General features: G+C 63.8%; 22 protein-coding genes. 12 read left to right on the top strand and 10 right to left on the bottom strand.

What is annotated here, in order from left to right; genetic code table 11:
* Positions 1-42 precede the first annotated feature (42 nt).
* From nth to fdxA, 5 genes are all read right to left on the bottom strand, one after another.
* Complete coding sequence (gene nth / locus M2361_RS22790) at positions 43-678, bottom strand: endonuclease III (RefSeq protein ID WP_259251914.1); 636 nt, start codon at positions 676-678, stop codon at positions 43-45.
* Positions 675-1,313, bottom strand: coding sequence for an electron transport complex subunit RsxB (rsxB, locus tag M2361_RS22785; RefSeq protein ID WP_259251913.1), 639 nt, complete (start codon positions 1,311-1,313; stop codon positions 675-677). The genes nth and rsxB overlap by 4 nt, the downstream gene beginning before the upstream one ends.
* A 394-nt stretch (positions 1,314-1,707) precedes the next feature.
* A complete protein-coding gene (locus tag M2361_RS22780; protein ID WP_100857345.1) occupies positions 1,708-2,934 on the bottom strand; it encodes a polyhydroxyalkanoate depolymerase in 1,227 nt (408 codons plus the stop codon).
* A gap of 212 nt (positions 2,935-3,146) precedes the next feature.
* On the bottom strand, positions 3,147-3,947 hold the full coding sequence (locus M2361_RS22775; RefSeq protein ID WP_259251910.1) for a ferredoxin--NADP reductase: 801 nt from the start codon (positions 3,945-3,947) through the stop codon (positions 3,147-3,149).
* A 49-nt stretch (positions 3,948-3,996) separates the two neighbouring features.
* Entirely contained in the window at positions 3,997-4,320 is a 324-nt protein-coding gene (gene fdxA, locus M2361_RS22770) for a ferredoxin FdxA (RefSeq protein WP_013392198.1), read from the bottom strand.
* Positions 4,321-4,443: 123 nt separating this feature from the next.
* Between fdxA and pncB the strand changes: the two genes are divergently transcribed.
* Complete coding sequence (gene pncB, locus M2361_RS22765; RefSeq protein WP_100857897.1) at positions 4,444-5,652, top strand: nicotinate phosphoribosyltransferase; 1,209 nt, start codon at positions 4,444-4,446, stop codon at positions 5,650-5,652.
* Positions 5,653-5,723: 71 nt separating this feature from the next.
* Positions 5,724-6,074, top strand: a complete 351-nt coding sequence (locus M2361_RS22760; RefSeq protein ID WP_006218017.1) for a RidA family protein — start codon at positions 5,724-5,726, stop codon at positions 6,072-6,074.
* A gap of 118 nt (positions 6,075-6,192) precedes the next feature.
* Here the strand turns inward: M2361_RS22760 and M2361_RS22755 are convergent, their stop codons facing one another.
* The gene (locus M2361_RS22755) at positions 6,193-6,702 is read right to left on the bottom strand and encodes an NAD(P)H-dependent oxidoreductase (protein ID WP_259251909.1); all 510 of its coding nucleotides are present in this window, start codon (positions 6,700-6,702) and stop codon (positions 6,193-6,195) included.
* Positions 6,699-7,532, bottom strand: a complete 834-nt coding sequence (locus M2361_RS22750; protein ID WP_230693481.1) for a zinc-dependent peptidase — start codon at positions 7,530-7,532, stop codon at positions 6,699-6,701. The genes M2361_RS22755 and M2361_RS22750 overlap by 4 nt, the downstream gene beginning before the upstream one ends.
* Before the next feature lie 104 nt (positions 7,533-7,636).
* Here M2361_RS22750 and M2361_RS22745 point away from each other — a divergent pair, with 104 nt between their 5' ends.
* Complete coding sequence (locus M2361_RS22745) at positions 7,637-9,961, top strand: bifunctional (p)ppGpp synthetase/guanosine-3',5'-bis(diphosphate) 3'-pyrophosphohydrolase (RefSeq protein WP_259251907.1); 2,325 nt, start codon at positions 7,637-7,639, stop codon at positions 9,959-9,961.
* A 66-nt stretch (positions 9,962-10,027) separates the two neighbouring features.
* Here M2361_RS22745 and M2361_RS22740 read toward each other — a convergent pair whose 3' ends face one another.
* Complete coding sequence (locus M2361_RS22740) at positions 10,028-11,341, bottom strand: MFS transporter (protein WP_259251906.1); 1,314 nt, start codon at positions 11,339-11,341, stop codon at positions 10,028-10,030.
* A 134-nt stretch (positions 11,342-11,475) separates the two neighbouring features.
* Here M2361_RS22740 and argE point away from each other — a divergent pair, with 134 nt between their 5' ends.
* From argE to M2361_RS22715, 5 genes are all read left to right on the top strand, one after another.
* The gene (gene argE, locus M2361_RS22735; protein ID WP_259251905.1) at positions 11,476-12,627 is read left to right on the top strand and encodes an acetylornithine deacetylase; all 1,152 of its coding nucleotides are present in this window, start codon (positions 11,476-11,478) and stop codon (positions 12,625-12,627) included.
* A 127-nt stretch (positions 12,628-12,754) separates the two neighbouring features.
* Positions 12,755-13,954, top strand: a complete 1,200-nt coding sequence (gene trpB / locus M2361_RS22730) for a tryptophan synthase subunit beta (RefSeq protein WP_100857896.1) — start codon at positions 12,755-12,757, stop codon at positions 13,952-13,954.
* A gap of 4 nt (positions 13,955-13,958) precedes the next feature.
* Positions 13,959-14,822 (top strand): tryptophan synthase subunit alpha, encoded by an 864-nt coding sequence (gene trpA / locus M2361_RS22725; RefSeq protein ID WP_259251904.1) that lies wholly within the window; start codon positions 13,959-13,961, stop codon positions 14,820-14,822.
* A 36-nt stretch (positions 14,823-14,858) separates the two neighbouring features.
* A complete protein-coding gene (gene accD / locus M2361_RS22720; RefSeq protein ID WP_259251903.1) occupies positions 14,859-15,734 on the top strand; it encodes an acetyl-CoA carboxylase, carboxyltransferase subunit beta in 876 nt (291 codons plus the stop codon).
* A 269-nt stretch (positions 15,735-16,003) separates the two neighbouring features.
* A complete protein-coding gene (locus tag M2361_RS22715; protein WP_259251901.1) occupies positions 16,004-16,552 on the top strand; it encodes an acyloxyacyl hydrolase in 549 nt (182 codons plus the stop codon).
* A 196-nt stretch (positions 16,553-16,748) separates the two neighbouring features.
* Here M2361_RS22715 and M2361_RS22710 read toward each other — a convergent pair whose 3' ends face one another.
* Positions 16,749-19,874 carry an Rne/Rng family ribonuclease gene (locus M2361_RS22710; protein ID WP_259251899.1) on the bottom strand — a complete coding sequence of 1,042 codons (3,126 nt, stop codon included), beginning with the start codon at positions 19,872-19,874 and terminating at the stop codon, positions 16,749-16,751.
* A gap of 524 nt (positions 19,875-20,398) precedes the next feature.
* Here M2361_RS22710 and M2361_RS22705 point away from each other — a divergent pair.
* The 4 genes from M2361_RS22705 (at position 20,399) to msrQ (ending at position 23,833) form a co-directional block, all read left to right on the top strand.
* Positions 20,399-21,361 (top strand): RluA family pseudouridine synthase, encoded by a 963-nt coding sequence (locus M2361_RS22705; protein WP_259251898.1) that lies wholly within the window; start codon positions 20,399-20,401, stop codon positions 21,359-21,361.
* 2 nt (positions 21,362-21,363) lie between these two features.
* The gene (locus tag M2361_RS22700; protein ID WP_050447624.1) at positions 21,364-22,029 is read left to right on the top strand and encodes an HAD family hydrolase; all 666 of its coding nucleotides are present in this window, start codon (positions 21,364-21,366) and stop codon (positions 22,027-22,029) included.
* Positions 22,030-22,215: 186 nt separating this feature from the next.
* Positions 22,216-23,178, top strand: a complete 963-nt coding sequence (gene msrP, locus M2361_RS22695) for a protein-methionine-sulfoxide reductase catalytic subunit MsrP (protein ID WP_259252650.1) — start codon at positions 22,216-22,218, stop codon at positions 23,176-23,178.
* Positions 23,179-23,185: 7 nt separating this feature from the next.
* Positions 23,186-23,833: a protein-methionine-sulfoxide reductase heme-binding subunit MsrQ gene (msrQ, locus tag M2361_RS22690; protein ID WP_259251895.1), complete on the top strand. Its 648-nt coding sequence runs from the start codon at positions 23,186-23,188 to the stop codon at positions 23,831-23,833.
* Positions 23,834-23,873: 40 nt separating this feature from the next.
* Here the strand turns inward: msrQ and M2361_RS22685 are convergent, their stop codons facing one another.
* Entirely contained in the window at positions 23,874-24,659 is a 786-nt protein-coding gene (locus M2361_RS22685; RefSeq protein WP_259251894.1) for an N-acetylmuramoyl-L-alanine amidase, read from the bottom strand.
* Positions 24,660-24,662: the final 3 nt, after the last annotated feature.

Genomic DNA, 24,662 nt, shown 5'->3' with positions numbered 1-24,662 from the left:
CGAATCCGCCACGATTCACCAAAAACCCAACCCACCCCCAGATCAAGCCGCCGTCTTCTGCTTGAATTCGCACAAATCAGAAATCCCGCATTGTGGGCACTTGGGCGTACGTGCCACGCAGATGTAGCGGCCGTGCAAAATCAGCCAGTGATGCGCGTCCTGGATGTATTCGCGGGGTACGAACTTGACGAGCTTGTCTTCAACTTCCAGCACGTTCTTTCCCGGTGCAATACCGGTACGGTTCGACACGCGGAAAATGTGCGTGTCCACCGCCATTGTGGGTTGGCCGAAGGCGGTGTTGAGCACGACGTTGGCTGTCTTGCGGCCCACGCCGGGCAGCGATTCCAGCGCCTCGCGGGTTTGCGGGACTTCGCCGCCATGATGCTCAAGCAAGATCCGACAGGTGGCGATCGTGTTCTTGGCCTTGGTGCGGTACAGCCCGATGGTCTTGATGAAATCGGACAGGCCTTCTTCGCCTAGCGTTAGCAAGGCTTCAGGCGTGCCGTATTGCGGGAAGAACTTGCGCGTGGCGATGTTGACCGATTTGTCGGTGGCTTGCGCCGACAGCAGCACCGCGATCAGCAACTGGAACGGCGTGTCGTATTCCAGTTCAGTGGTGGGGTGCGGATTGGCCGCTTGCAGGCGGGCGAAAATTTCACGGCGTTTGGCTGCGTTCATGACTGCGTGGGATTGCGGCGAGCCCGGGCGCGGGCCAGAGCGGATTCAATGGCGGAGCGCTTGCGGTCTTCGCTTTGCGCGTCGTCGGAAATGGGCGCGCTGGGGGCGGCGGGCGCTTCTGGCGCCATCAAGCGCGCATTGTCGGCCGCCAGGCGTTCAACGCGGGCCAGATGGTTGCGATGGCGCTGGCGGCTGATGGTGGCGTCCTGCGCGGTCCACGCGCGTCCGGCGGGCACCATTTGAATACAGTCCACGGGACAGGGCGCCACGCACAGGTCGCAGCCGGTGCACCAATCGGCAAGCACGGTGTGCATGTGTTTGTTGGCGCCCACGATGGCATCGACGGGACAGGCCTGGATGCACAGCGTACAGCCGATGCAATGCGATTCATCGATGCGGGCGACCAGCAGCGGACCCGGTTCGCCGCGCTCAAGATCCAGCGGCAGGGCAGGGGTTTGCAACAGCGCGGACAGCGCGGCAATGCCCTCATCCCCGCCGGGCGGGCAGCGGTTGATGGGCGCCGAGCCTTCCGCGATGGCCTCGGCATAAGGCCGACAACCGTCATAGCCGCACTTGGTACATTGCGTCTGAGGCAGCAAAGCGTCAACACGGTCCGCAAGCAAACGAGAATTCATTAATCTGCAATAAAAAAACGTACGATGGCTGCAACGCGGCACCGTATAGGTGAAGCGCGGCACCGGTGGGATAGGTGAAGCGTGGCACCCGTGGGATAGGTGAAGCGTGGCACCCGTGGGATAGGTGAAGCGCGGCACCCGTAGGATGGGTGGAGCGCGGCACCACCAAGGCAAGAACCCAATCCCCCAACGCGCGCAACCCATCAAGCAGCGCCGGCACCAAGGCAACACTAGCCCCAGCACCAACACACCCAACAAATAGCCCAACGCGCGCAACCCATCAAACCGCGCAGGCACCGTGGCGACTTCCGCCACAGCACCCACCCCTCTGATGAATTACGCGCGCTTGAGGCCCAAGATCAGGATCAGGGACAGGCTTCGAGCTTGGCTAAGCCTACGCCGACTGCCGGATGAATTCGGCAATTTTAGGACAGATCATTTCGCGCCAGCGGCGGCCCGAGAAAATCCCGTAATGGCCGCAGTTCGGCGCGGTGTAGTGCGACTTGCGCTCGGCCGGAATGTTCTTGCACAGCTTGATGGCCGCGCGCGTCTGGCCCTGGCCCGAAATATCGTCCAGCTCGCCTTCAATGGTGAAGAGAGCCACCTGCTTGATATCCGCCGGTCGCACGGTCTGGCCATCGACTTCCCACGTGCCGCTGGGCAGCGCGAAGTCCTGGAACACCATGCGGATCGTGTCCAGATAGAACTCGGCCGGCATGTCCAGCACGGCGTTGTATTCGTCGTAGAAGCGGCGGTGCGCTTCGGCGTCGCTGTCGTCGCCACGCAGCAGGTCCAGGTAGAACTCGTAATGCGACTTCATGTGGCGGTCCGGGTTCATGGCCATGAACCCGGCGTGCTGCAGAAAGCCCGGATACACCTTGCGGCCGGCGCCCGGATAGCGCGGCGGCACGGGGTGGATCACCTGGCTTTCAAACCACGAATACGGCTTGGTCGTGGCCAGGCGATTCACCTGCGTGGGTGACTGGCGCGGATCGATGGGGCCACCCATCATCACCATGCTGCGCGGCTGGCAGGGGTCGTTGGCGGTCGCCATCAGCGACACGGCGGCCAGCACCGGCACGGTGGGCTGGCAAACCGAAATTACGTGAACGTCAGGACCCAGGTGACGAATGAAATCCTGCACGTAGCGGACGTAGTCGTTCAGGTGGAATGGTCCGGCGGACAGGGGCACCATGCGGGCGTCGACCCAATCCGTTACGTAGACGTCATGAGCGGGCAGCAGGGCGCGCACGGTGTCGCGCAGCAAGGTGGCGTGGTGGCCGGAAAGCGGCGCAACCAGCAGTACCTTCGGGTCATCCTTGTTGGCGCCGCGCACGTCGCGGTGGAAGTGCACCAGGCGGCAGAAGGGTTTGTCCAGCGCAACGGCTTCGGTCACGCGGACCGATTTGCCATTGATGTCGGTGGCGGGCAGATTCCAGGCGGGCTTCTGGTATTCCTTGCCGATACGGGTCATCAACTCATACCCGGCGGCCATTTGGCGGGAAATCGGGGTGTAAGCGAGGGGGCTGTAGGGGCTGGAGAACAGCTGAGAACCGGCATCCGTGAATGCAGCGAACGGAGTCAGGAAGGCGCGCTGCATTTCGTGCAATTGGTACAGCATTTGGGAAATGTCCTTCTGGGTCGTGCGTGTGACCCGATTATTGCGCCGCGGATTAAAGATATATCCAATCAGCCTAAAGAAACTGCCACAACAACCGGGAATATGTTGCTAAAAAGAGACCCGTCATCCCATTACGCACCAGTTTAGGGCGTTTTCAGACCCTGCATAGAGACTAAACGGAGGATTTATGCACTACGCCGGGCGGTGTGGGATCACCAGTAATTTTCCACCGCCAAGTTGCCGGGAATGCCCCGGCGGCCGGGCTTGAAACCGCGTTCGCCGAGCAGCTTGCGGGCGTCTGCCAGCATATCGGGGTTGCCGCACAGCATGACCTTCGCCTGCTCGGGATCCAGCGGCAGCCCGGCCAATTGCTCGAGCCGGCCATCGGCGATCAGGGTAGTCAGGCGTTCTTGCGGTATGCCCGGCAGCGCTTCGCGGGTGGCGATGGGCAGGTACACCAGCTTGTGCGGATCAGCCGCGAACAGCGGTGCCAGGTCCGGCTGCTTGCCCCAGGATTCGATTTCTTCGCGGTAGGCCAATTCCGCCTTGGTGCGCACGCCATGCACCAGGATGATGCGGCGATAGGCGCGCCAGGTTGCGGGGTCGCGCAGGATGGAAAGATAGGCCGACAGCCCCGTGCCGGAGGCCAGCAGCCACAGGTCGCCGCCCGGCGCGAAGCGCTCAAGGGTCAGGAAACCGTAGGGGGCTTTCTCGACGTATAGCGCATCGCCAGGTTGCAACTGCGCCATGCGCGGGCTGAACAGGCCGTCGGGGACGACGATGGAATAGAACTCCAGCCCGGACTCGTGCGGGGCGGAAACCATCGAATACGCGCGCCAGAGCGTGGGCGGGCCGTCGGGATCATCGGCACTTGGCAAACCGACCCGGGCAAACTGGCCCGGCAGGAACGTATACCCGTCGTCGCGCGTCACGCGCAAAGAGAACAGCTTGTCGGGCACCCAGGTATGTACGTGGGTTACGGTCTGGCGCGTGTATTTGGAGTCGTCGGTCATCGGGGCATCGCGCGAGGCCGGCCGCCAAATGGATGCCGGCGCTCGTGGATTATTTTTCCAGGTATTGCAGCTTGTCCTGCTTGCCGTTCCATTCGTCGGCGTCCGGCAGGGGCTTCTTGGCGCGGCTGATGCTGGCGAACTCGGGCGAGAGCTCAGCGTTCAGGGCGATGAAATTCATCTGGTCCTGCGGCACATCTTCTTCGGCGTAGATGGCATTGGCCGGGCATTCCGGGATGCAGACCGCGCAGTCGATGCACTCGTCAGGGTCGATCACGAGGAAATTCGGACCCTCACGAAAACAGTCCACCGGGCACACATCAACGCAATCGGTGTACTTGCACTTAATACAGTTTTCGGTGACAACGTGGGTCATTCAGGAACTCCGGGATCGGCGGCTTTTGTGTCTTGTTGGGCGGATTTTACCCAATGCGCGGCCGATGTGCCGGTAATACCCGTATTGACATCGTGGCCCATGGCCCTGAACCCCGCGCGCTCTATGCTATGGTGTCGCGAAACGATACGCGCAACCATGATAATCACCTCGCTGCTCGACACCGATCTGTATAAATTCAGCATGATGCAGGTGGTACTGCATCAGTTTCCCGCTGCACAGGTCGAGTACCGTTACAAGTGCCGCACCGCTGGGGCCGACCTGCGCCCCTATCTGGATGAAATCCGCGAAGAGGTGCACCAGCTTTGCCAGTTGCGCTTCACCCAGGACGAACTTGATTACCTGGGCGGCTTGCGCTTCATCAAAAGCGACTTCGTCGACTTCCTCGGCTTGTTCCACCTGCCCGAGCGCTGCATCCACATCAGCGAAGGCGATGCGCCCGGTGAGATCTCGATTGAAGTGAAAGGCCCGTGGCTGCACACGATTCTGTTCGAGATCCCGGTGTTGGCCATCGTCAACGAGGTCTACTTCCGCAACACCCGCAAGAACCCCGATTGGGAAGAAGGCCGCCAACGCCTGCAGTCCAAGATGCACCTGGTGCTGGACGACCCCGCGCTGGCCGATTTCCGCGTGGCCGAATACGGCACGCGCCGCCGCTTCTCGAAGGTCTGGCACCAGGAAGTGGTGTCTACCATGAAGGCCCAGATGGGCGAGCACTTCGCCGGCACCAGCAACGTACTGCTGGCCAAGCAGCACGAAGTGCTGCCGTTGGGCACGATGGGCCACGAATACCTGCAAGCCTGCCAGGCGCTGGGCCCGCGCCTGCGCGATTCGCAGGTGTTCGCGTTGGAAGTCTGGGCCAAGGAGTACCGTGGCGACCTGGGCATTGCCCTGTCGGACGTGTATGGCATGGACGCCTTCCTGCGCGACTTCGACATGTATTTCTGCAAGCTGTTCGACGGCGCGCGCCATGATTCCGGCGACCCCTTCGTCTGGGGCGAACGCCTGCTTGAGCACTACCGCAAGAACCGCGTGGATCCGCGCGCCAAGACGCTGGTGTTCTCGGATTCGTTGACGTTCCCGCGCGCCATCGAGCTGGCGCGCCAGTTCGCCGGACGCTGCAAGGTGTCGTTCGGCATCGGCACCAACCTGACCAACGACCTGGGCCACGAGCCGCTGCAGATCGTCATGAAGATGGTCCGCTGCAATGGTCAGCCGGTGGCCAAGGTGTCCGACGCGCCGGAAAAGACGATGTGCGACGATCCCGCCTACCTGGCGTACTTGCGCCAGGTGTTCCAGCTACCCCCCGCCTGAGGGCGGCTCGGGGTACATTGCTGGCTTCCTTGTTTTGATCCAACCCACCACTTGACTCTAGGGGAATATTCATGAGCAGCATCAAGCGCTTCCACGTCGCCAAGCGCCTGTCGGACATGGCCGTGTACAACGGTGTCGCGTATCTGGCAGGCCAAGTGCCGGACGATGCCAAGCTGGACATCACCGGCCAGACCGAGCAAGTGCTCGCCACGATCGACCGCCTGCTGGCCGAAGCCGGCACCGACAAGACCAAGATCCTGATGGCCCAGATCTACGTGGCCAACATCAAGGAATTTGACGGCATGAACAAGGCCTGGGACGCCTGGGTCGCTGACGGCAATTCGCCCCCGCGCGCCACCGTCGAAGCCCGTTTGGCCAATCCCGACTTCAAGGTCGAGATCATCGTGACGGCCGCGATCTAAGCGATCCTCGCTTGCTTGCGAAAAGCCCTTCGGCATGCCGAAGGGCTTTTTCTTGCGCGCTCATCAACGGTGACCCTGGTCTGGCGCGTCGTCAGTTCGCCGTGTCAGCCTCCCGGTGTCAGCCCCCCATCAACACCGTCGCCGCCAACAGCCCGCCCAGTTCCTCGCATCGATCCAGGTCCGCCTGGGGCACCACCTTCTCGGCCCAGATCTGCTCGCCCGTCTGCGCGCCCAGGTTGACGATCAAGGCGGGCGCTACCGCCTTCAGTCGCCAGCCGGTGCAGATCCGCTCAAGCTGCCGCGCCGCGCCCGTGCCGTCGCTGCCGGCGCTGATGGCGCAGGCGTAAGGCAGCCCCTGGATGCGATCCAGCACGGCGTAGTAATTACGGTCGAAAAACTCTTTCATCTCCCCGCTCAGGCTGGCCAGGTTTTCTGGTGCGCAGAACAGATAGCCCTGGCTGGCCAGCAGGGCGTCGGCCTCGACGTCGGCCGCGCGGTGCAGCACGACGCGCAATTCGTCGGCCTGTTCCAGTTGCGCCGCGGCCGCTGACGCGCCCCGGGCGGCGGCTTCGGCCATCTGCCGCGCGGCGCCCGTACGCGAATGCCAGACGATCAGCAGTTGCTTCATGCGTAGCGTTCCAGGGTGTCTTGCCGGTAGTACGCCCGCAGCAGTGCGTGCCATTCGGGCAAGGCTTGTTGCATGGGGGCCGGGTCCACAAAAAAGTGCTCGGAGCTGACGGCGAAGAATTCCGCTTCGTCCGTGGCGGCATACGGGTCCAGCGGCAGTTGGCCGTACCAGGCGTCCGCGTCTTCGCTTTCGGGGTCCACGTCGTGCGGGATGGCGGCTTCGACGGCATCCAGGGCGGCAATGAAGCGGTCCAGGCTGTCGTCCAATACGCGGCGCCACACCTGCGGCTTCAGGTCGGGGTGGGCCGCCAGCGACGGCATGCCGTCCGCCATGCCCGAACGCAGGTCCAGCTTGTGGGCGAATTCATGGATGATCACGTTGAAGCCGCCTTCGGACAACTGCGTGTCTTCCCAGGACAGCACCAGAGGGCCACCTTCCCAGGCTTCACCCGCCGCGTCCTCGATGAATTCGTGGACCACGCCGTCGTCGTCCTGGCGTGTGCGCGGAATGCGAAAGCTGGCGGGGTACACGATGATCTCGTCCCAGCCTTCGTACAGCTCGGGAGACAGGTTCAGGATGGGCAGGCTGGCCTGGGCCGCGATCGACAAACGCATGAAGTCCGAGACCTCAAGGCCCTGCGCGCCGTTGATGGTTTTGCTGGCCAGCAGCCAGGCCGACCGCGCCAGCAATTGCGCGGTTTCGTCGGCGTTCAGCGCCGCCAGGAAAGGATGGGCATCCAGCACCTGCCGCCAGAGTTGCGGCGAGATGCGGGCTTGCATCTCGGCCACTGCCGACGGGCGGGCGCCCCGGCCCTTGAGCCAGCGCAACATAAGCTTTGGTTCCTTCTATATGCCGGATTTGGCGGGGGATTCAGCGTAACCAAACGCTAGTGTAGAGTGTCGGGATATCAACCTACCCACGCACGCCGCCTGTGATGTCCGTCCCGCCTGTTATCGACGCGCCTTCGCCTTTCGACGCTTCCTGGCGGCAGGAGGTTGGCGCGGGTCTGGACGCTGCCGGCGTTGCCTTGATCGACCAGGCCGTTACCTGGGCCATCCCGCGTTTTGAAGGGCAGCACGCCCTGACCGGCGAGCCCTTGGCAAGCCACGGCGCCGGCGTCGTCCGCATCTTGGCGGCCTTGCATACCGACGCCGCTACACGCGCCGCTGCGTTGCTGGCGGCCTTGCCCACTGACCTGATGGCGCCCGCGCCGGCCTTGCGCAACGATCCGATCGCGGCGGCGTTCGGCGCTGAAGTCGCGCGGCTGGTGCAGGGCACCCGCGCCTTGCTGCGCTTGGGCGTGGTCGCCCGGCAGGCCAGCGACGCCGAAGCCGAAACCGGTTCGCAAAAGGAAATGCAGCGCAAGATGCTGCTTGCCATGGCGGCCGACCTGCGCATCGTGCTGATGCGGTTGGCGTCCCGCCTGCGCACCTTGCGCTGGCACGCGGAAAGCAAGGCGCCGTGCTCGACTGACTTCGCCCGCGAAACGCTGGACCTGTATGCGCCGCTGGCCAACCGCCTGGGTATCTGGCAAATCAAATGGGAAATGGAAGACCTGTCTTTCCGCTTCCTGGAGCCCGACCGCTACAAGCAGATCGCCCGTTTGCTGGAAGAAAAGCGGGTCGAGCGCGAGGCGTTTATCGCCGGCGCCATCGACCGCCTGCAAACGGCGCTGACCAAGGCCGGCATCGATGCCGAAGTCAGCGGCCGGCCCAAGCACATCTACAGCATCTGGAACAAAATGCGCGTCAAGCGCCTGGACTTTTCCCAGATGTATGACCTGCGCGCCCTGCGCATCATCGTCGACGATGTGCGCGCCTGCTACACGGCGCTGGGGCTGGTGCACGAAATGTGGACGCCGCTGTCCGACGAGTTCGACGATTACATTTCCCGGCCCAAGCCTAACGGCTACCGTTCGCTGCATACGGTGGTGACGGACGATGACGGCCGCCCGTTCGAAGTGCAGATCCGCACGCGCGAGATGCACCAGTTCGCCGAGTACGGCATGGCGGCGCATTGGCGCTACAAGGAAGCGGGCGCCAAGGGCGGCCAGGTTGCGGCGTCCAGCGAATACGACCGCCAGTTGGCGTGGATGCGGCAGTTGCTGGCCTGGAACAGCGATGTCGAAGGCGGCGGCGAGCCAGGGCAAGATGCCGGCAAACTCGACGCTGGTAAATCCGAATCCGGCAAATCCGACTCCGGCAAGACTGCTTCCGGCAAGCCGCCGTCCAGCAAGAACCGCAACGCGGTCAAGCCGCCGCCGCACACGGATGAACGCATCTATGTGCTGACGCCGCAGGCGCGCGTGATCGAGCTTCCCGCCGGCGCCACGCCGGTGGACTTCGCTTACCACCTGCATACCGACCTGGGGCACCGCTGCCGGGGCGCCCGTGTCGATGGGCAGATGGTGCCGCTGCAAACGCATCTGTCCACGGGGCAGACCGTGGAAATCATCTCGGCCAAGTCGGGCGGGCCGTCGCGTGATTGGCTGAATCCCCAACTGGGGTTCCTGGCCAGCCCGCGCGCGCGCGCCAAGGTGCGGATGTGGTTCAACGCCATTGAATTGCAGCAACGCATCACGCAAGGCCAGGCGCTGGTGGAAAAAGAACTGCAACGCCTGGGCAAGACCGCGATCAACCTTGAGCAGTTGGCGCAGAACCTGGGCTTTGCGCGCGCCGATGACTTATACGTGGCGGCGGCCAAGGAAGAATTCAGCCTGCGCCAGATCGACAGCGTGTTTCAGCAGCCGGCGCCGGCCACTGAACCGCAACCCGCGGCGCTGCGCCATGCCAGCGCCGGCAGCGCCGAGAAAAGCGGCAAGAGCGGTGTGCTGGTGGTGGGCGTGGGGTCTTTGCTGACGCAGTTGGCGCGTTGCTGCCGCCCCGCGCCGCCCGATGCCATCGCCGGCTTTGTCACCCGTGGCCGTGGCGTGTCCATCCACCGTAGCGACTGCCACAGCTATCTGGCGCTGGCCGCGCGCGAGCCCGAACGGGTCATCGACGTGGCGTGGGGGGAAACCTCAGACACCTTCTATCCAGTGGACATCAGCGTGCGCGCGCACGACCGTCCCGGCCTGTTGCGCGACCTGTCCGAAGTGTTTGCGCGTTTGCGCCTGAACGTGGTGGGCGTGAACACGCAAAGCAAGCAGTCGCTGGCCCATATGGTGTTCACGGTGGAAGTGCGCGGGGGCGAATCGCTGACCCGGGCGCTGGATGCCCTGGCCGAAGTGGCGGGCGTGTCCTCGGCATCGCGCCGATAGGGCTTGCTGATTAAACCTTCCCCCTGGGCCGGGCGGCCGCAGGGGGCAAGGTTTGGTGCTCTGGTTTTAGTGGTCCAGATTGTCGTGCGCGCGATCGCGCATGAAGAACGACGCAATCAGGCCCAGCGTCACACCGAACATCACGTAGTAGGCGGGCGCCATCGGCGAGCCGGTGGTCTTGATCAGCCACGTCACGATGAACTGCGCGAAGCCGCCGAAGATCATCACGGCCACGTTATAGGCCAGGGACAGGCCGACGGACCGCACGCGCGCCGGGAACAATTCCGCCATCACCGTGCTGAACACGCCGAAGAAGGCCGACACGAAGAAGCAGACCACGATCTGCACCGTCAGCAGGCGGCCGATCGACGGCGCGTCCGACAGCCAGTAGTACAGCGGGTACAGCACGATCAGATAGCCGATCAGCGAACTGATCACCAATGGACGGCGGCCGATACGGTCGGACCACGCGCCCATGAACGGCGTCATCAGCACCATCAGCGCCGCGCCCGCCATCTGCACCATGAAGGTTTCCTTCATCGGCAGCTTCAAGATCTGCGTGGAATACGTCACCAGGTACGTGAACGTGATGTAGATGGACACCGTGGCGGTCACGACCAGGCCCACGCCAATCATCGTTTCGCGGGTGTGGGTCTTGATCATCTGAACGAGGCTCAGGCGCTTCACTTCACCGCGCGCGGCTGCCTGGCGGTCTTCTTCCTGCATCTGCTTGAAGACTTCGGTTTCGTCGATGTTCCGGCGGATATAGATCGCGATGGGAACAATCACCAGGCCCAGGGCGAACGGCAGGCGCCAGGCCCAGTCGGCAATCTGTTGCTGCGTGAAGAACTCGGTGATCAGCGTGCCGCAGGCCGCGCCGATCAGCAGGGCCAGCATCTGGCCGGCCATCTGCCACGACCCGTAGAAGCCGCGCTTGCCGTTGGGCGCCATTTCAATCAACAGCGCCGTGGACGTGCCGAATTCCCCGCCCGCCGAAAAGCCCTGCAACAGGCGCGCGATCAAGATGAAGATGGGGGCCAGGATGCCGGCTGCGTGGTAGGTGGGGGCCACCGTGATCAGCGCAATGGACACGGCCATCAGCGACGTCACCATCACCATGGCGGCTTTACGGCCCTTCTTGTCGCCGTACAGGCCCAGGATGATGCCGCCCACCGGGCGCATGAAAAAGCCGACGCCGAAGATGGCCGTCGTCATCAGGATGGCATTGAGCTCGCTGCCGGGCAGGTTGGGGTCGGTGGGGAAAAAGAGCTTCGCGATGATCGGCGTCATGAACGCGAACACCAGGAAGTCATACCATTCGAGGGCGTTGCCTATGACTGCGGCCACGATGTTGCGTGTGGGGACTGCTTTGTGCTGCACGGTTTCTCCTTGGGGGGCTGACTTCAATCCGGGCGACATTCTAGGCGCTTAACCCGTGAACGGTGTCAGGCGCCGTCCGAGACATGGGCGCTTCCGGGCTTTACACTTCTGTTTTTCCCAAAAAGAGAAGTGACATGAACGCGCGCACCTGGCTGGAAACGCTGGTCGGTTTCGATACCACCAGCCGCAATTCCAATCTTGCCCTGATCGAAACCGTTCGCGATTGGCTCAAGGGCCAGGGCGTCGATGCATGGCTGTCGCATAACCCCGAGCGCACCAAGGCCAACCTGTTTGCCACGCTACCGGGGCAAGACGGCGGCCAACAGGGCGGCATCGTCCTGTCGGGCCATACCGACGTGGTGCCGGTGGATGGCCAGGACTGGAGCACGGACCCGTTCAAGCTCGTTGAAAAAGACGGGCTTCTCTATGGGCGCGGCGCCTGCGACATGAAGGGCTTCATCGCCGGTTCGCTGGCGCTGGTGCCGGAATTCCTGGCCATGCCGCGCAAGAAGCCGATCCACCTGGCCTTCTCGTACGACGAAGAAGTGGGCTGCGCCGGGGCGCCGTACATGCTGGCCGACCTGCTGGAACGCGGCATCCGCCCCGACGGCTGCGTGGTGGGTGAACCCACCGGCATGCAGGTGGTGGTGGCGCACAAGGGCATCAACCTGTTCCGCTGCAAGGTGCATGGCAAGGCGGCGCACTCGTCGCTGACCCCGCGCGGCTGCAACGCCATTGAATACGCCGCCCGCCTGATCTGCCGCATTCGCGACTTGGCCGACAGCTTCAAGGCCAATGGCCCGTACGACCAGTTCTACGACGTGCCGTTCTCCACGATGACCACCAACCAGATCCGTGGCGGCATTGCGGTCAATACCATCCCCGAGCTCTGCGAATTCACCTATGAATTCCGTAACCTGCCGGGCATGCAACCCGACCAGATCCAGGCAGAAGTCGAAAAATACGTGCGTGATGAGCTGTTGCCGCGCATGAAGGCCGAATTCGACGGCGCCACCATCGAAATCGAAACGGGCGCCGCGGCCCCGGCGTTGGAAGCCTCGGAAGAAGCCGCCATTACCCAGTTGGTGCGCGCGCTGACCGAAGACCGCAGCACCCGCAAGGTGGCTTACGGCACGGAAGCCGGTTTGTTCCAGGGCATCGGCATTCCCACTGTGGTCTGCGGCCCCGGCCATATCGAGCAGGCCCACAAGCCCGATGAATTTGTGGCGATGGATCAAATGGCGTCGTGCGAGACCTTCCTGCGCCGCCTGGGCCAGTCGCTCTAAGTGTTTGTCGAGCCAGGCCGGGGACGGGTTCTCCGGCCCCGGCTTGGCTCGGGTCAGGTAAAATGACGGGTTGCAAACCGGATTTGCGGCCGGCAGTGGCTTGCCGTGATACCGGGGGAGATGCTTGGTGAAACCTTACGACTTTCCGGATGCCAAGGGCCACTTCGGTCCCTATGGCGGTGTTTTCGTGGCGGAAACGCTGATGCACGCGCTCGACGAGCTGCGGGCTGCCTATGACCATTACCGTGTCGATCCCGCCTTCCTGGAAGAGTTCAACTACGAACTCAAGCACTTTGTTGGCCGGCCCAGCCCGGTCTACCACGCCCGCCGCTGGTCGGAAATGCTGGGCGGCGCACAGATCTGGTTCAAGCGCGAAGACCTGAACCACACCGGCGCGCACAAGGTCAACAACTGCATCGGCCAGGCGCTGCTGGCCAAGCGCATGGGCAAGCCCCGCGTCATCGCCGAAACCGGCGCCGGTCAGCACGGCGTGGCCACGGCCACGGTGGCGGCCCGCTACGGCATGGAATGCGTCGTCTACATGGGCAGCGAAGACATCCGCCGCCAGGCGTCCAACGTCTATCGCATGAAGCTGCTGGGCGCCACGGTCGTACCCGTCACGTCCGGTTCGCGCACCCTGAAAGACGCGCTGAACGAAGCCATGCGCGACTGGGTCACCAACATCGAAAACACGTTCTACATCATCGGCACGGTAGCGGGTCCTGACCCCTATCCCCGCATGGTGCGCGACTTCCAAACCGTCATCGGCAACGAATGCCTGACGCAAATGCCCGAAGTCATCGGCCGCCAGCCCGACTATGTCGTGGCGGCGGTGGGCGGCGGTTCCAACGCCATGGGCATCTTCCATCCCTATATTCCCTACGAAAACGTGCGCCTGATCGGCGTCGAAGCCGCGGGCGAGGGCATGGAAAGCGGCAAGCACGCCGCATCGCTGGCGGCTGGCCAAGTGGGCGTGCTGCACGGCAATCGCACCTATGTCATGCAGAACGCCGACGGCCAGGTGCAAGAAACCCATTCCGTCTCGGCAGGCCTGGACTATCCCGGCGTCGGCCCCGAACACGCCTGGCTGAAGGATTCCGGCCGCGCGGAATACGCGGGGATCACCGACGATGAAGCCCTGAAGGCCTTCCACGACTGCTGCCGCATCGAAGGCATCATGCCCGCGCTGGAGTCGTCGCACGCCATCGCTCAAGCCGTGAAGATGGCCACCACGCTGCCGCGTGACGCCGTCATCCTGGTCAATTTGTCGGGCCGCGGCGACAAAGACATGCATACCGTCGCCGAACGTGCCGGTATCGAGCTCTAACAACATGACAACTCGCATTGATCGTATCGCTGCGGCCTTCGCTCGCACCGCCGAATCCGGCCGTGCCGCGGCGCTGATTCCCTACATCGCGGCTGGCGACCCTTCGCCCGCGGCCACGGTGGCCCTGATGCACGCGCTGGTCGAGGCCGGTGCCGACGTCCTCGAACTGGGGGTGCCGTTCTCTGACCCCATGGCCGATGGCCCCGTGATTCAACGCGCGGCCGATCGCGCCATTGCCCAAGGTGTGGGCCTGGCCCGCGTGTTGGAATTGGTGGCCGAATTCCGTCAGCGCGATACCCAAACGCCGGTGGTGTTGATGGGCTATGCCAATCCCATCGAACGCATGGGCCAGTCCGAATTCGCCGCAAACGCCGAACGCGCGGGCGTGGATGGCGTGCTGGTCGTGGACTATCCGCCGGAAGAAGTCATTGAATTCGCGTCGACGCTGGGCGCGCACGGCATTGCCCCCATTTTTCTCTTGGCCCCCACCTCGACCGAGGCGCGCATCAAGGCCGTGGCGCAAGTGGCGCGCGGCTATGTGTATTACGTGTCGCTCAAGGGCGTCACGGGCGCGGGCTCCTTGAATACCGATGACGTCGCTGAGCGCGTGGCGGTCATTCGCCGCCACATGGGCAGCATTCCGGTGGGCGTGGGCTTCGGCATCCGCGACGCCGAAAGCGCCCAGCGCGTGGCGCGCGTGGCCGACGCGGTGGTCATCGGCAGCAAACTGATTGAAACGATGGAGCAGGCGGTGGCGGACGCCCCGGCTGCCCAGCAAACCAACGCCGCAGTCACCGCCGCCAGCGGCTGGCTGCGCACCATCCGGCAAGCGCTGGATCAAGTAAAACGAGACGGCGCGTCGGCCTGAGCGGCCGTGCGCGACCTCTAACGGGATGAAAAATCAATGAGCTGGATCGAAAAACTCCTGCCTCCTCGCATCAATAAAAACAGCGACAGCGGCGCCCGCCGCGTCCCGGAAGGCCTGTGGGTGAAATGCCCGTCGTGCGAATCGGTGCTGTACAGCGAAGACCTGGCCGCCAACCTGCACGTGTGCCCCAAGTGCGATCACCACATGCGTATTGGCGCCCGCGCCCGCATCGATTCGCTGCTGGATATGGAAGGCCGGGTTGAAATTGGCCAGAACACGCGGTCCGTGGATTCGCTGAAGTTCAAGGACACCCGCAAGTATCCCGAGCGCCTGCAAGAGGCCGTCAAGCAAACCGGTGAGTCCGACGCGCTGGTGGTCATGAGCGGTTCCATTCGCGGCGTGCCGGCCACCCTGGCCTGCTTCGAATTCGAGTTCATGGGCGGGTCGATGGGTTCGGTCGTGGGCGAACGTTTCGCGCGTGGCGCCCAGGCTGCCCTGGACAACAAAACGTCGTTCATCTGCGTGGCCGCTTCGGGTGGCGCGCGCATGCAGGAGAGCCTGCTGTCGCTGATGCAGATGGCCAAGACGAATGCCATGCTGACCCGCCTGTCGGCGGCCGGCTTGCCGTTCATCAGCGTGCTGACCGACCCCACCATGGGCGGCGTATCGGCCAGCTTCGCCTTCATGGGCGATGTCGTGATTGCCGAGCCCAAGGCGCTGATCGGCTTTGCCGGCCCGCGCGTGATCGAGCAGACGGTGCGCGAGAAACTGCCCGAAGGCTTCCAGCGTTCGGAGTTCCTGCTGCAAAAGGGCGCGATCGATATGGTGATTGATCGCCGCCAACTGCGCGAGGAAATCGCGCGCTTGCTGGCCTTGCTGACCAATCAGCCGGCGGACGTCGTGACAGCCTGACCCACCGCGCACGGGCCGTTGGCAAGCTTGCCAGCCCCAAGCGCAATAGAAAAAATGCCGTCGTCAGCGTAGCTTGCGACGGCATTTTCATTCAGGGGAGTGTGGGGTTTGTGACGCTGCTTACCGGATCTCGTTTCGATTGTGACTGCGCTTTTCGGAACAGTGTTTTCCAGCACGATTGTGTTGCCTTATTGCGACAAGGCGCAAGCCATCCGGCCCGTATTTTGCTATGTTGCCGGTTAGTCCCAGATATACACGGAGTTAGCTTCATGCTGTCGACCAAAAAGAAACTGCTCACACGCCTTGTCGGTTTGGCATTGGCTGGCGCGGCCACGATGGCCAGCGCCCAATCCTCGGAAGGCACCCAGGGTGGCGTGAGCCTGCATTACGGCATCGGTGACCATTACAAGCGCCTGACGTTGAACTACGAGACCCCGTCGGTCTGGACGTACCATTTTGGCGGCAATTGGGGGCGCCTGGATCTCACGCCCGAGATCGGCGCGTCGTACTGGCAGGCGGATGGCTCGCGTTCGCCGGGCCACGTCTGGCAACTGAACGCGATCCCCATGTTCCGTTGGTGGACGGGCGAGCGTTTCTACCTTGAAGCCGGTATCGGCGCCACCTTGTTCTCCAGCACGCGCTTTGCCGACGAGAACATCAGCACTGCCTTCCAGTTTGGCGACCACGTCGGCTTGGGCTTTTTGGTGACCCCGAACAACCGGATCGGCCTTCGTTACTCGCACTTCTCCAACGCCAGCATCAAGCGGCCCAACCCCGGCCTGGACGTGGTGCAGTTGACCTACACGTATCAGTTCTGACAGTTCTGCTTCCCCGCTGGGCAGAATGTGAAAAACCCTCGTCGCCGAGGGTTTTTTTTCGTCCTGCGTTTGCCGACAGGCTTCGGTCGGCTACGACCGGCAAAAAAAAAGACCGCCCGGTGTTAACGGGCGGTCTCTTGTCGCTTAGCGCCTAGCGCTTCGTGGCTTAGTGGCGCAAGGCGTGGTGGCGCACGGCTTAGTGGCGCGTTTCGACTTGAACCAGGGGTTCGTTCGACACGGCAGCAACCGGCTTGCGCTCACGGCCCAGACGGGTCGGCGTGTGCGCCGCGGCGATGCGCAGCTGGGTTTGGGCGTGGCGGTCCGGATCGGTTTCCACCCACTTCAAACCAGCGGCGTTGACCACTTCGTGCAGGGCTTGCGCCTTGGCCGACGGAGTCGTTGCCGGCATCACGATGGCTTGAGCATCGGACGCTGCGGGGGCAACCGGAGCTGCCGCCGTCACAACGGGTTCTACTGCTGCGGCGGCTTGCACAGGCTGTTCAGCGGGCGCTTGGACCGGCGCGGCAGGTTCCACGGCGACCGGCTGGGTCACTTGAGGAGCTGCTTGCACAGGCTGGGCCACCGGTTCGACGGCGGTTTGCACCGGCTCGGCCTTGGCGGCTTCGGCGGGCGTTTCAGCCGGGCTGGTAACTACCGCAGCCGAGGTTTCGGCCTGGGTTTGTGCGGGGGCTTCAACCTGGGCTTGAGTCGGGACCTGAATCGGGGCCTGGGCCGGCGCTTCAACCTTCACGGTTTCAACCGGTTTGGACTCGACGACTTGGGCTTCCGTCACCTTGGTTTCGACGACCTGCGTCGGTGCTGCCGGGGCAGCGGGGGCGGTTTCCACGCCAGCGACCGGGGCGGATTCCACCGGGGCTGCCGACGCTGCGGGAACCGCGGCGTTGTCGGCTTGGTCGGCGGATTCATCATCCGAACCATCATCCAGTTGCTCGTCGCTACCGGCCAGGCCGGCTTCGTCCTGACTGCGGCGGCCACGACGGCTGCGGCGGCGGCGGCGCTTGCGTTCCGGATCGGCAGCGCCTTCGGCGCCTTCACCCATGGGCATGCCGTCGGCGGTTTGCTCGGCGGGGTCAGCGACTTCGGCCGAGGCGTCGGCGGCGGGCTTGGTGTCGGGCAGGGCGGTCGCTACGGACTGCGCCAGCGCGGCCACCATGCTTTCCTGTTCGCTCATCGGCGCGTCGGACTGGCCTTCTTCGCGGCGGTTGCGGCCACGGCCACGGCGGCGGTTGCGGCCGGCGCCGGCGTCGTCGCCATTGGCTTGGTCAGCCTGATCGGGGCGGTTCGACGCCAGGGCGGCTTGCGCTACCTGGCCGTCACGGTCGCCACGGGCCTCATTGCGGTTGCCGCGGTCGCCACGCTCACCTTCGCCGCGACGGTTGCCGCGAGCGTGATGACGGCCGCCTTCGCTGCCTTCGGCGCCTTCGCCGCGCGATTCGCCACGGCGGTTGTTGCGGTTGCGGTCCGAACCATGGCGTTCGCCACGGCGTTCCTGGCCGTCATGGCCAGTGCGACCCTTGCCACGGCCGGAGGCGTTGCGCTTGGCGCTGTCTTCGGTGGTGGTGGCGGGGGCCGGTTTGGCGGCTTCGGAGCCACCGGTCAGCCATCCAACCAGGCGCTTGAACAAGCCACCCAGGCCACCGGCGGCGGCCGGAGCAGCAGGGGCGGCGACGGGAGCGGCGGGCGTCGAAACCGGGGCGGGCTGCGAGGGCGTAATGCCCTTGACCAGTGCTTCCGGGCGAGCCTTGATTTCGCTTTCGCGCGGCTGCCAGGGAGCATCCGTGGCGGGCGCTTCAACCAGTTCGAAGCTGGTCTTCAGCTCTTCCAGGCGCGGATCGTCGTGGCGCAGGCGCTCAATGTGGTGATGCGGCGTTTCCAGATGCTTGTTCGGGATCAGCATCAGGTTGACCTTCAGGCGGGCTTCCATCTTGGTGATGTCGGCGCGCTTTTCGTTCAGAAGGTAGGTGGCGACATCCACCGGCACCTGGGCATGAACTGCCGCGGTGTTTTCCTTCATGGCCTCTTCTTGCAGCAGGCGCAACACGTGCAGGGCGCTGGATTCGGCATCGCGGATCACGCCGGTGCCGTTGCAACGCGGGCAGGTGATGTGCGAGCCTTCGTTCAGGGCCGGGCGCAGGCGCTGACGCGACAGTTCCATCAGGCCAAAGCGCGAAATCTTGCCCATTTGTACGCGGGCACGGTCGAAATGGAGGGCGTCACGCAGGCGCTGTTCAACGGCGCGCTGGTTCTTGCTGTCTTCCATGTCGATGAAGTCGATGACGATCAGGCCGCCCAAGTCGCGCAAGCGCAACTGGCGGGCCACTTCGTCGGCCGCTTCGGAGTTGGTGCGCAGCGCGGTTTCCTCGATGTCTGCGCCGCGCGTGGAGCGGGCGGAGTTCACGTCGACGGAAACCAGGGCTTCGGTGTGGTCGATCACGATGGCGCCGCCCGAGGGCAGTTGCACCGTGCGCGAATACGCCGTTTCAATCTGGTGTTCGATCTGGAAACGCGAGAACAGCGGGATGTCGTCACGATAGCGTTTGACGCGCTGGACGTTGTCCGGCATCACCACGCTCATGAAGGCGGTGGCCTGGTCGGCGATCTCGTCGGTATCGATCAGGATCTCGCCGATTTCGGGCGAGAAATAATCGCGGATGGCCCGGATGACCAGGCTGGATTCGAGATAGATGAGGATCGGCGCGGAGTTGTCGCGGGCAGCGCCGTCGATGGCGGTCCACAGCTGCATCAGGTAGGACAAGTCCCACTGGAGCTCTTCGACGTTGCGGCCGATGCCGGCGGTGCGAGCAATGATGCTCATACCTTGGGGCAGATCAAGCTGCTCCATGGTGTCGCGCAGTTCCTGGCGGTCTTCACCCTCGACGCGGCGCGAAACACCGCCGCCACGGGGGTTGTTGGGCATCAGGACCAGATAGCGGCCAGCCAGCGAGATGAACGTGGTCAGGGCTGCACCCTTGTTGCCGCGTTCTTCCTTTTCGACCTGAACGATCAGTTCCTGGCCTTCGCGCAGCGCATCCTGGATGCGGGCGCTACGGACATCGACGCCTTCCTTGAAGAAGCTGCGAGCAACTTCCTTGAAGGGCAGAAAGCCGTGACGGTCTTCACCGTAGTTGACGAAGCAAGCTTCCAGGCCGGGTTCGATCCGGGTAATGACACCTTTGTAGATGTTGCCTTTGCGTTGTTCGCGGCCGGCGGTCTCGATGTCGAGGTCGATGAGTTTTTGCCCATCAACGATAGCGACGCGTAATTCTTCCTGATGCGTCGCATTGAACAGCATGCGCTTCATGAGAGGGTTTCTCCGTTGTCATGACGCGCCGATATCGGCGCGTGACCTCGGGTCACTCGGGCTGCGGCTGAAGCGGGCAAGAAATGCGGACCGTACCTGGGCGGCGCCCAGGCGTATCCGCCGCGGGTCAGGCGGGCACGTCGTGCCGTGGGGCACGGGGTTCTGTCAGCAGGAGGGTCAGCTTCACTGAATGTGGTTTGACGGAAAAATTGCTGTGAACGGCAGTTGCGGTCGGATTGGTTGCCTACACGCAGCTGGTGCTTTAAATATGCGACGATTCTTGCAGTGCTTCAGAGCCGCTTGCGGCATGCAACGGACCTGCTGGGACAGCGGGCAAAGTGAATGCCACACCACTATCCGGCAGGGCGCGGTTGCGCCGGCGACCAAGAGACCCAGGGGTTGAATCAGCAGGCAGTACAATGGCGGCCCGCGCGCTCGACGGAGTTGCGTACTTGTTTGCATCTCTACGCCAGGCGGCTAGTTCAGCCCCTTAAGGCTGTCCCGATTATATGTCGCTTTCCGCAATGCGCAAAGAAACTTCCTCCCCCATATCCCCCTCTAAAGCCGCCCCCGCCGTCCGTATGGTGGAGGTCGATGGCGAACACGCCGGCCAGCGTCTGGACAACTTCCTGATGCGCTTGTGCAAGGGCGTTCCAAAAACGCATATCTACAAAGCCATCCGTGGCGGCGAAGTGCGCGTAAACAAGGGACGCATCTCGGTCGACTATCGCATCGTTGAAGGCGACATCGTCCGCATTCCGCCCTTGCGTTTGCCTGATCCGGGCAAGCCCCGCCCCGTGCCCGGCGCGGAATTTCCGATCGTGTTCGAAGACGATGCGCTGCTGGTCGTGGACAAGCCGGCCGGGGTCGCGGTGCACGGCGGCAGCGGCGTGTCGTTCGGGGTGATCGAGCAACTGCGCGCGGCGCGGCCGGACGCCAAGTTTCTTGAACTGGTGCATCGCCTGGACCGGGAAACGTCCGGGCTGCTCATGGTGGCCAAGAAGCGCAGCGCCTTGCTGGCCCTGCACGCCATGCTGCGCGAAGGCAAGGGCGACAAGCATTACCTGGCCCTGGTTGAAGGCGACTGGGTGAACGACCGCCAGCACATCAAGCTGGGCTTGTCCAAATGGACCACCCAGTCCGGTGAGCGCCGCGTCAAGGTGGACCCCGATGGTCAGACCGCGCACACCATCATCACGCTCAAGCAGCGTTACGGCAGTTACAGTCTGGTCGACGCGGAACTGCGCACGGGTCGGACCCATCAAATCCGGGTGCACTTGGCGGCCAGCGGCTTTCCCATCGTGGGCGACGATAAATACGGCCACGATGATGTGCGCGCCGAATTCTCGCGCATGGGCTTTGGCAGGATGTTCCTGCACGCCCACCAACTGACCTTGGCCCATCCGGTAACCGGCGAGCCCATGACGCTTACCGCCGAGCTGCCCCCTGCCTGCCAAAAACTACTGAAACAACTGGAGTCGGTCTGATTATGTCGTCGTATTCGCTGGTCGTTTTTGACTGGGATGGCACCCTGATGGACTCCACGCACAGCATCGTGGCCGCCATTCAGGGCGCGTGCCGCGACCTGGAACTGGCGGTGCCCTCAACGTCCGAGGCAAGCTGGGTGATTGGTCTGTCCCTGGAAAGCGCATTGCGTCGCGCCGTGCCGGAACTGACGCAGGCCATGATGCCGCGCTTCCTGGAACGCTATCGCACGCACTATCTGCTGCGCGATCCCGAGCTGCGCCTGTTTGACGGCATCCCTGAGTTGCTGACCGAACTGGCCGGCCAGAACGTGCGCTTGGCCGTGGCTACCGGCAAAAGCCGGGTGGGCTTGACCCGCGCGCTGGCCGCGACCGGTCTGGGGCCCTTGTTTGACGCCACCCGCACGGCCGATGAAACCTTCAGCAAGCCGCATCCCGCCATGCTGCATGAGCTGATGCAGGAATTGGACGTGGAACCTGACCGCGTGGTGATGGTGGGCGACACCTCGCACGACCTGCAGATGGCGGTCAACGCGGGCGTGCATGGCTTGGGGGTGACGTATGGCGCCCATACCGTGAAGGAACTTGAGGGTTGCGCGCCCCAGGCCGTATTGGATAGCGTGCCGCTCGTGCGCGATTGGCTGTTGCCCCGCGTGTCGGCAAGCGCCTGATTGGTAAATGGTCGCGTTTGGCCAGATACATGGCCAGCCCCGGCCGGGAACGTCTGGCGTCGCGACCAGTCAATCTGAACATGCCCACCCGCTGGCGTGCCGCCGCGGAATATCATGGGGCGGCGCAACGTCTATGCGTTGCGCAGGGTGCTGCCATGGCTGGCCTGCGCCGAACCGGAGACCACGATGTTGATACGCAAGCCCGACGATATTCTTCCGTCCGAAATCACCGACGAGGCGGTCTGGCGCTCGCGCCGCGAATTGATGCTGCGTGCCGGGGTGACGGCAGCAGCCGTGGGCCTGTCCGGCTGGGCCTCCCGCAGCGCCTTCGCGCAGGACGCCGGGGCCTTGCCTGGCAAGTCCAACGCCGCGCTGAGCGTGATGGACAAGCAAACCTCGCTGGCCGACATCACGTCCTACAACAACTACTACGAATTCGGGCTCGACAAGGGCGATCCCGCCGCCCGCGCAGGCAAGTTGCAGACCCGCCCCTGGAGCGTCAGCGTCGAGGGCGAAGTCGGCAAGCCGCGCACATTCACCATTGAAGAACTGCTCAAGCTGGCGCCGATGGAAGATCGCGTCTATCGCCTGCGCTGTGTCGAGGGCTGGTCCATGGTGATCCCGTGGGTGGGGTATTCGGTGTCGGAACTGCTCAAGCAGGTCGAACCCGCGGGCAATGCCAAGTACGTGGAGTTCGTGACCGCGGTGCAGCGCGAGAACATGCCCGGCGTGCGCGCCGGCGTCCTGGACTGGCCGTACGTGGAAGCGTTGCGCATCGATGAGGCCATGAATCCGCTGGCCATGCTGGTATTCGGCCTGTACGGCAAGGTCTTGCCCAACCAGAACGGCGCGCCCCTGCGGCTGGCCGTGCCATGGAAGTATGGCTTCAAGTCGGCCAAGTCCCTGGTGAAGATCCGCTTGGTGGAAAAAATGCCGACATCGTCCTGGGTCAAGGCGGCGCCCCAGGAATACGGCTTTTACGCCAACGTGAACCCCAACGTGCCCCATCCCCGCTGGAGCCAGGCCACCGAGCGCCGCATTGGCGAAGACGGGCTCTTCACGCCCAAGCGCAAAACCCTGATGTTCAACGGCTACGGCGAGCAGGTGGCCTCGCTCTACCAGGGCATGGACCTGAAAGCGAATTACTGACATCGACATGTCCGAGGCCTCTACCCAGCCTGCGGGCGCGCCGCCGCGCAAGGCGCAGCTTTCCGCCAAGACCGTGGGCCGCTTCAAGCCCTTATTGTTCCTGCTGGGCCTGGCGCCGTTCGCGCGCTGGATCTGGCTGGGTCTGGACAATGGCTTGACGGCGAACCCGGTTGAGTTCCTGACCCGCTCGTCCGGCACGTGGACCCTTGTATGCCTGCTGGTCACCCTGGCGATCACGCCCTTGCGCCGCTTGACGGGGCAGCCCGCGCTGGTGCGCGTGCGGCGCATGTGCGGCCTGTTCGCCTTCTTCTACGGCGCCATGCATTTCATGGCATGGGTGTGGTGGGACCGGGGCCTGGATCCCCAAGCCATGTTGCAGGATATAGCCGAACGTCCTTTCATTACGGTGGGGTTCGCCGCCTTCGTGCTGATGACGGCGCTGGCCGCCACGTCCACCCAATGGGCCATGCGCCGGCTCGGCAAGCGCTGGCAGCAGTTGCATCGAGCCATCTATGCCATCGGCCTGCTTGCGGTGCTGCACTTCTGGTGGCACAAGGCCGGCAAGAACGACTTCACCGAGCCTGTCTTGTATGCGGCCGTGCTGGCCTTGCTGCTGGGCTGGCGCATCGTGGCGTGGTGGCGCCGCAAGGGCTAGCGTAGCCAGCGCCATCGGTGGTTCCGGCTACCTGTTACCGCTACAGCATGGCCAGCATGATGGCGGCGGTTTCCGCATCCGGCTGGCCGTCGTGCAGGGCAGGCCGGTAGTGCATCTGAAACGCCGCCAGCGTGTTGATGGTGGCCCGATCCAGCACGCCGTCCTGCGGGCAGGCATACCCTAGGCGCTGCAATTGCTTCTGAAACCAGGCCACATCGGGCATGCCTTGCATTTGCAGGCGTGCCAGGTGCTCGGCTGCTCCGGTCTCGTCGTACCAGCGCCCGATGCCCGCAGTGGCCAGTGCCTTCCAGGGAAACAGCGGCCCAGGATCCACCTTGCGCTGCGGCGCGATGTCGCTATGGCCCACCACGTTTTCGCGGGCGATGCCGTGGCGTTGAATAAGATCGCGCAGCAGAATGGTCAGCGCGCGCACCTGGCGGTCGTTGTAGGCATGCCAGGCGGGCTTGCCGTCAGCCCCTTCGGTCCAGCCCGGGTTGACGATTTCGATGCCGATCGACGTGCTGTTCATGGCGATGTTGCCGTACCAGGAACTGGCGCCGGCATGCCATGCGGCACGATTTTCATCCACCAGGCGGTAGGCGCGGCCAGAGTCTGCAATCAGGTAGTGCGAGCTGACCTTGCCGCGCGACAGCAGCTTGATCGATGTCGGGTCGTCGACGCTGGTGTAGTGCAGGACGATGCTGCGCACGCGGCTCGCCTGGCTGACGGCTGTGATTGAGGTGTCCAGATCCAGCCCGGCCGGTCCGCGCGTGGCGCAGCCGGCCAGCACTGCCGTGGCCAGCAGGGTAGTGATAAGGCGTAGCATCGA

This window comes from Achromobacter sp. JUb104 (assembly GCF_024806975.1).
Taxonomy (GTDB): domain Bacteria; phylum Pseudomonadota; class Gammaproteobacteria; order Burkholderiales; family Burkholderiaceae_B; genus Achromobacter; species Achromobacter spanius.
This window is presented reverse-complemented; position numbering and strand designations above follow the sequence as displayed.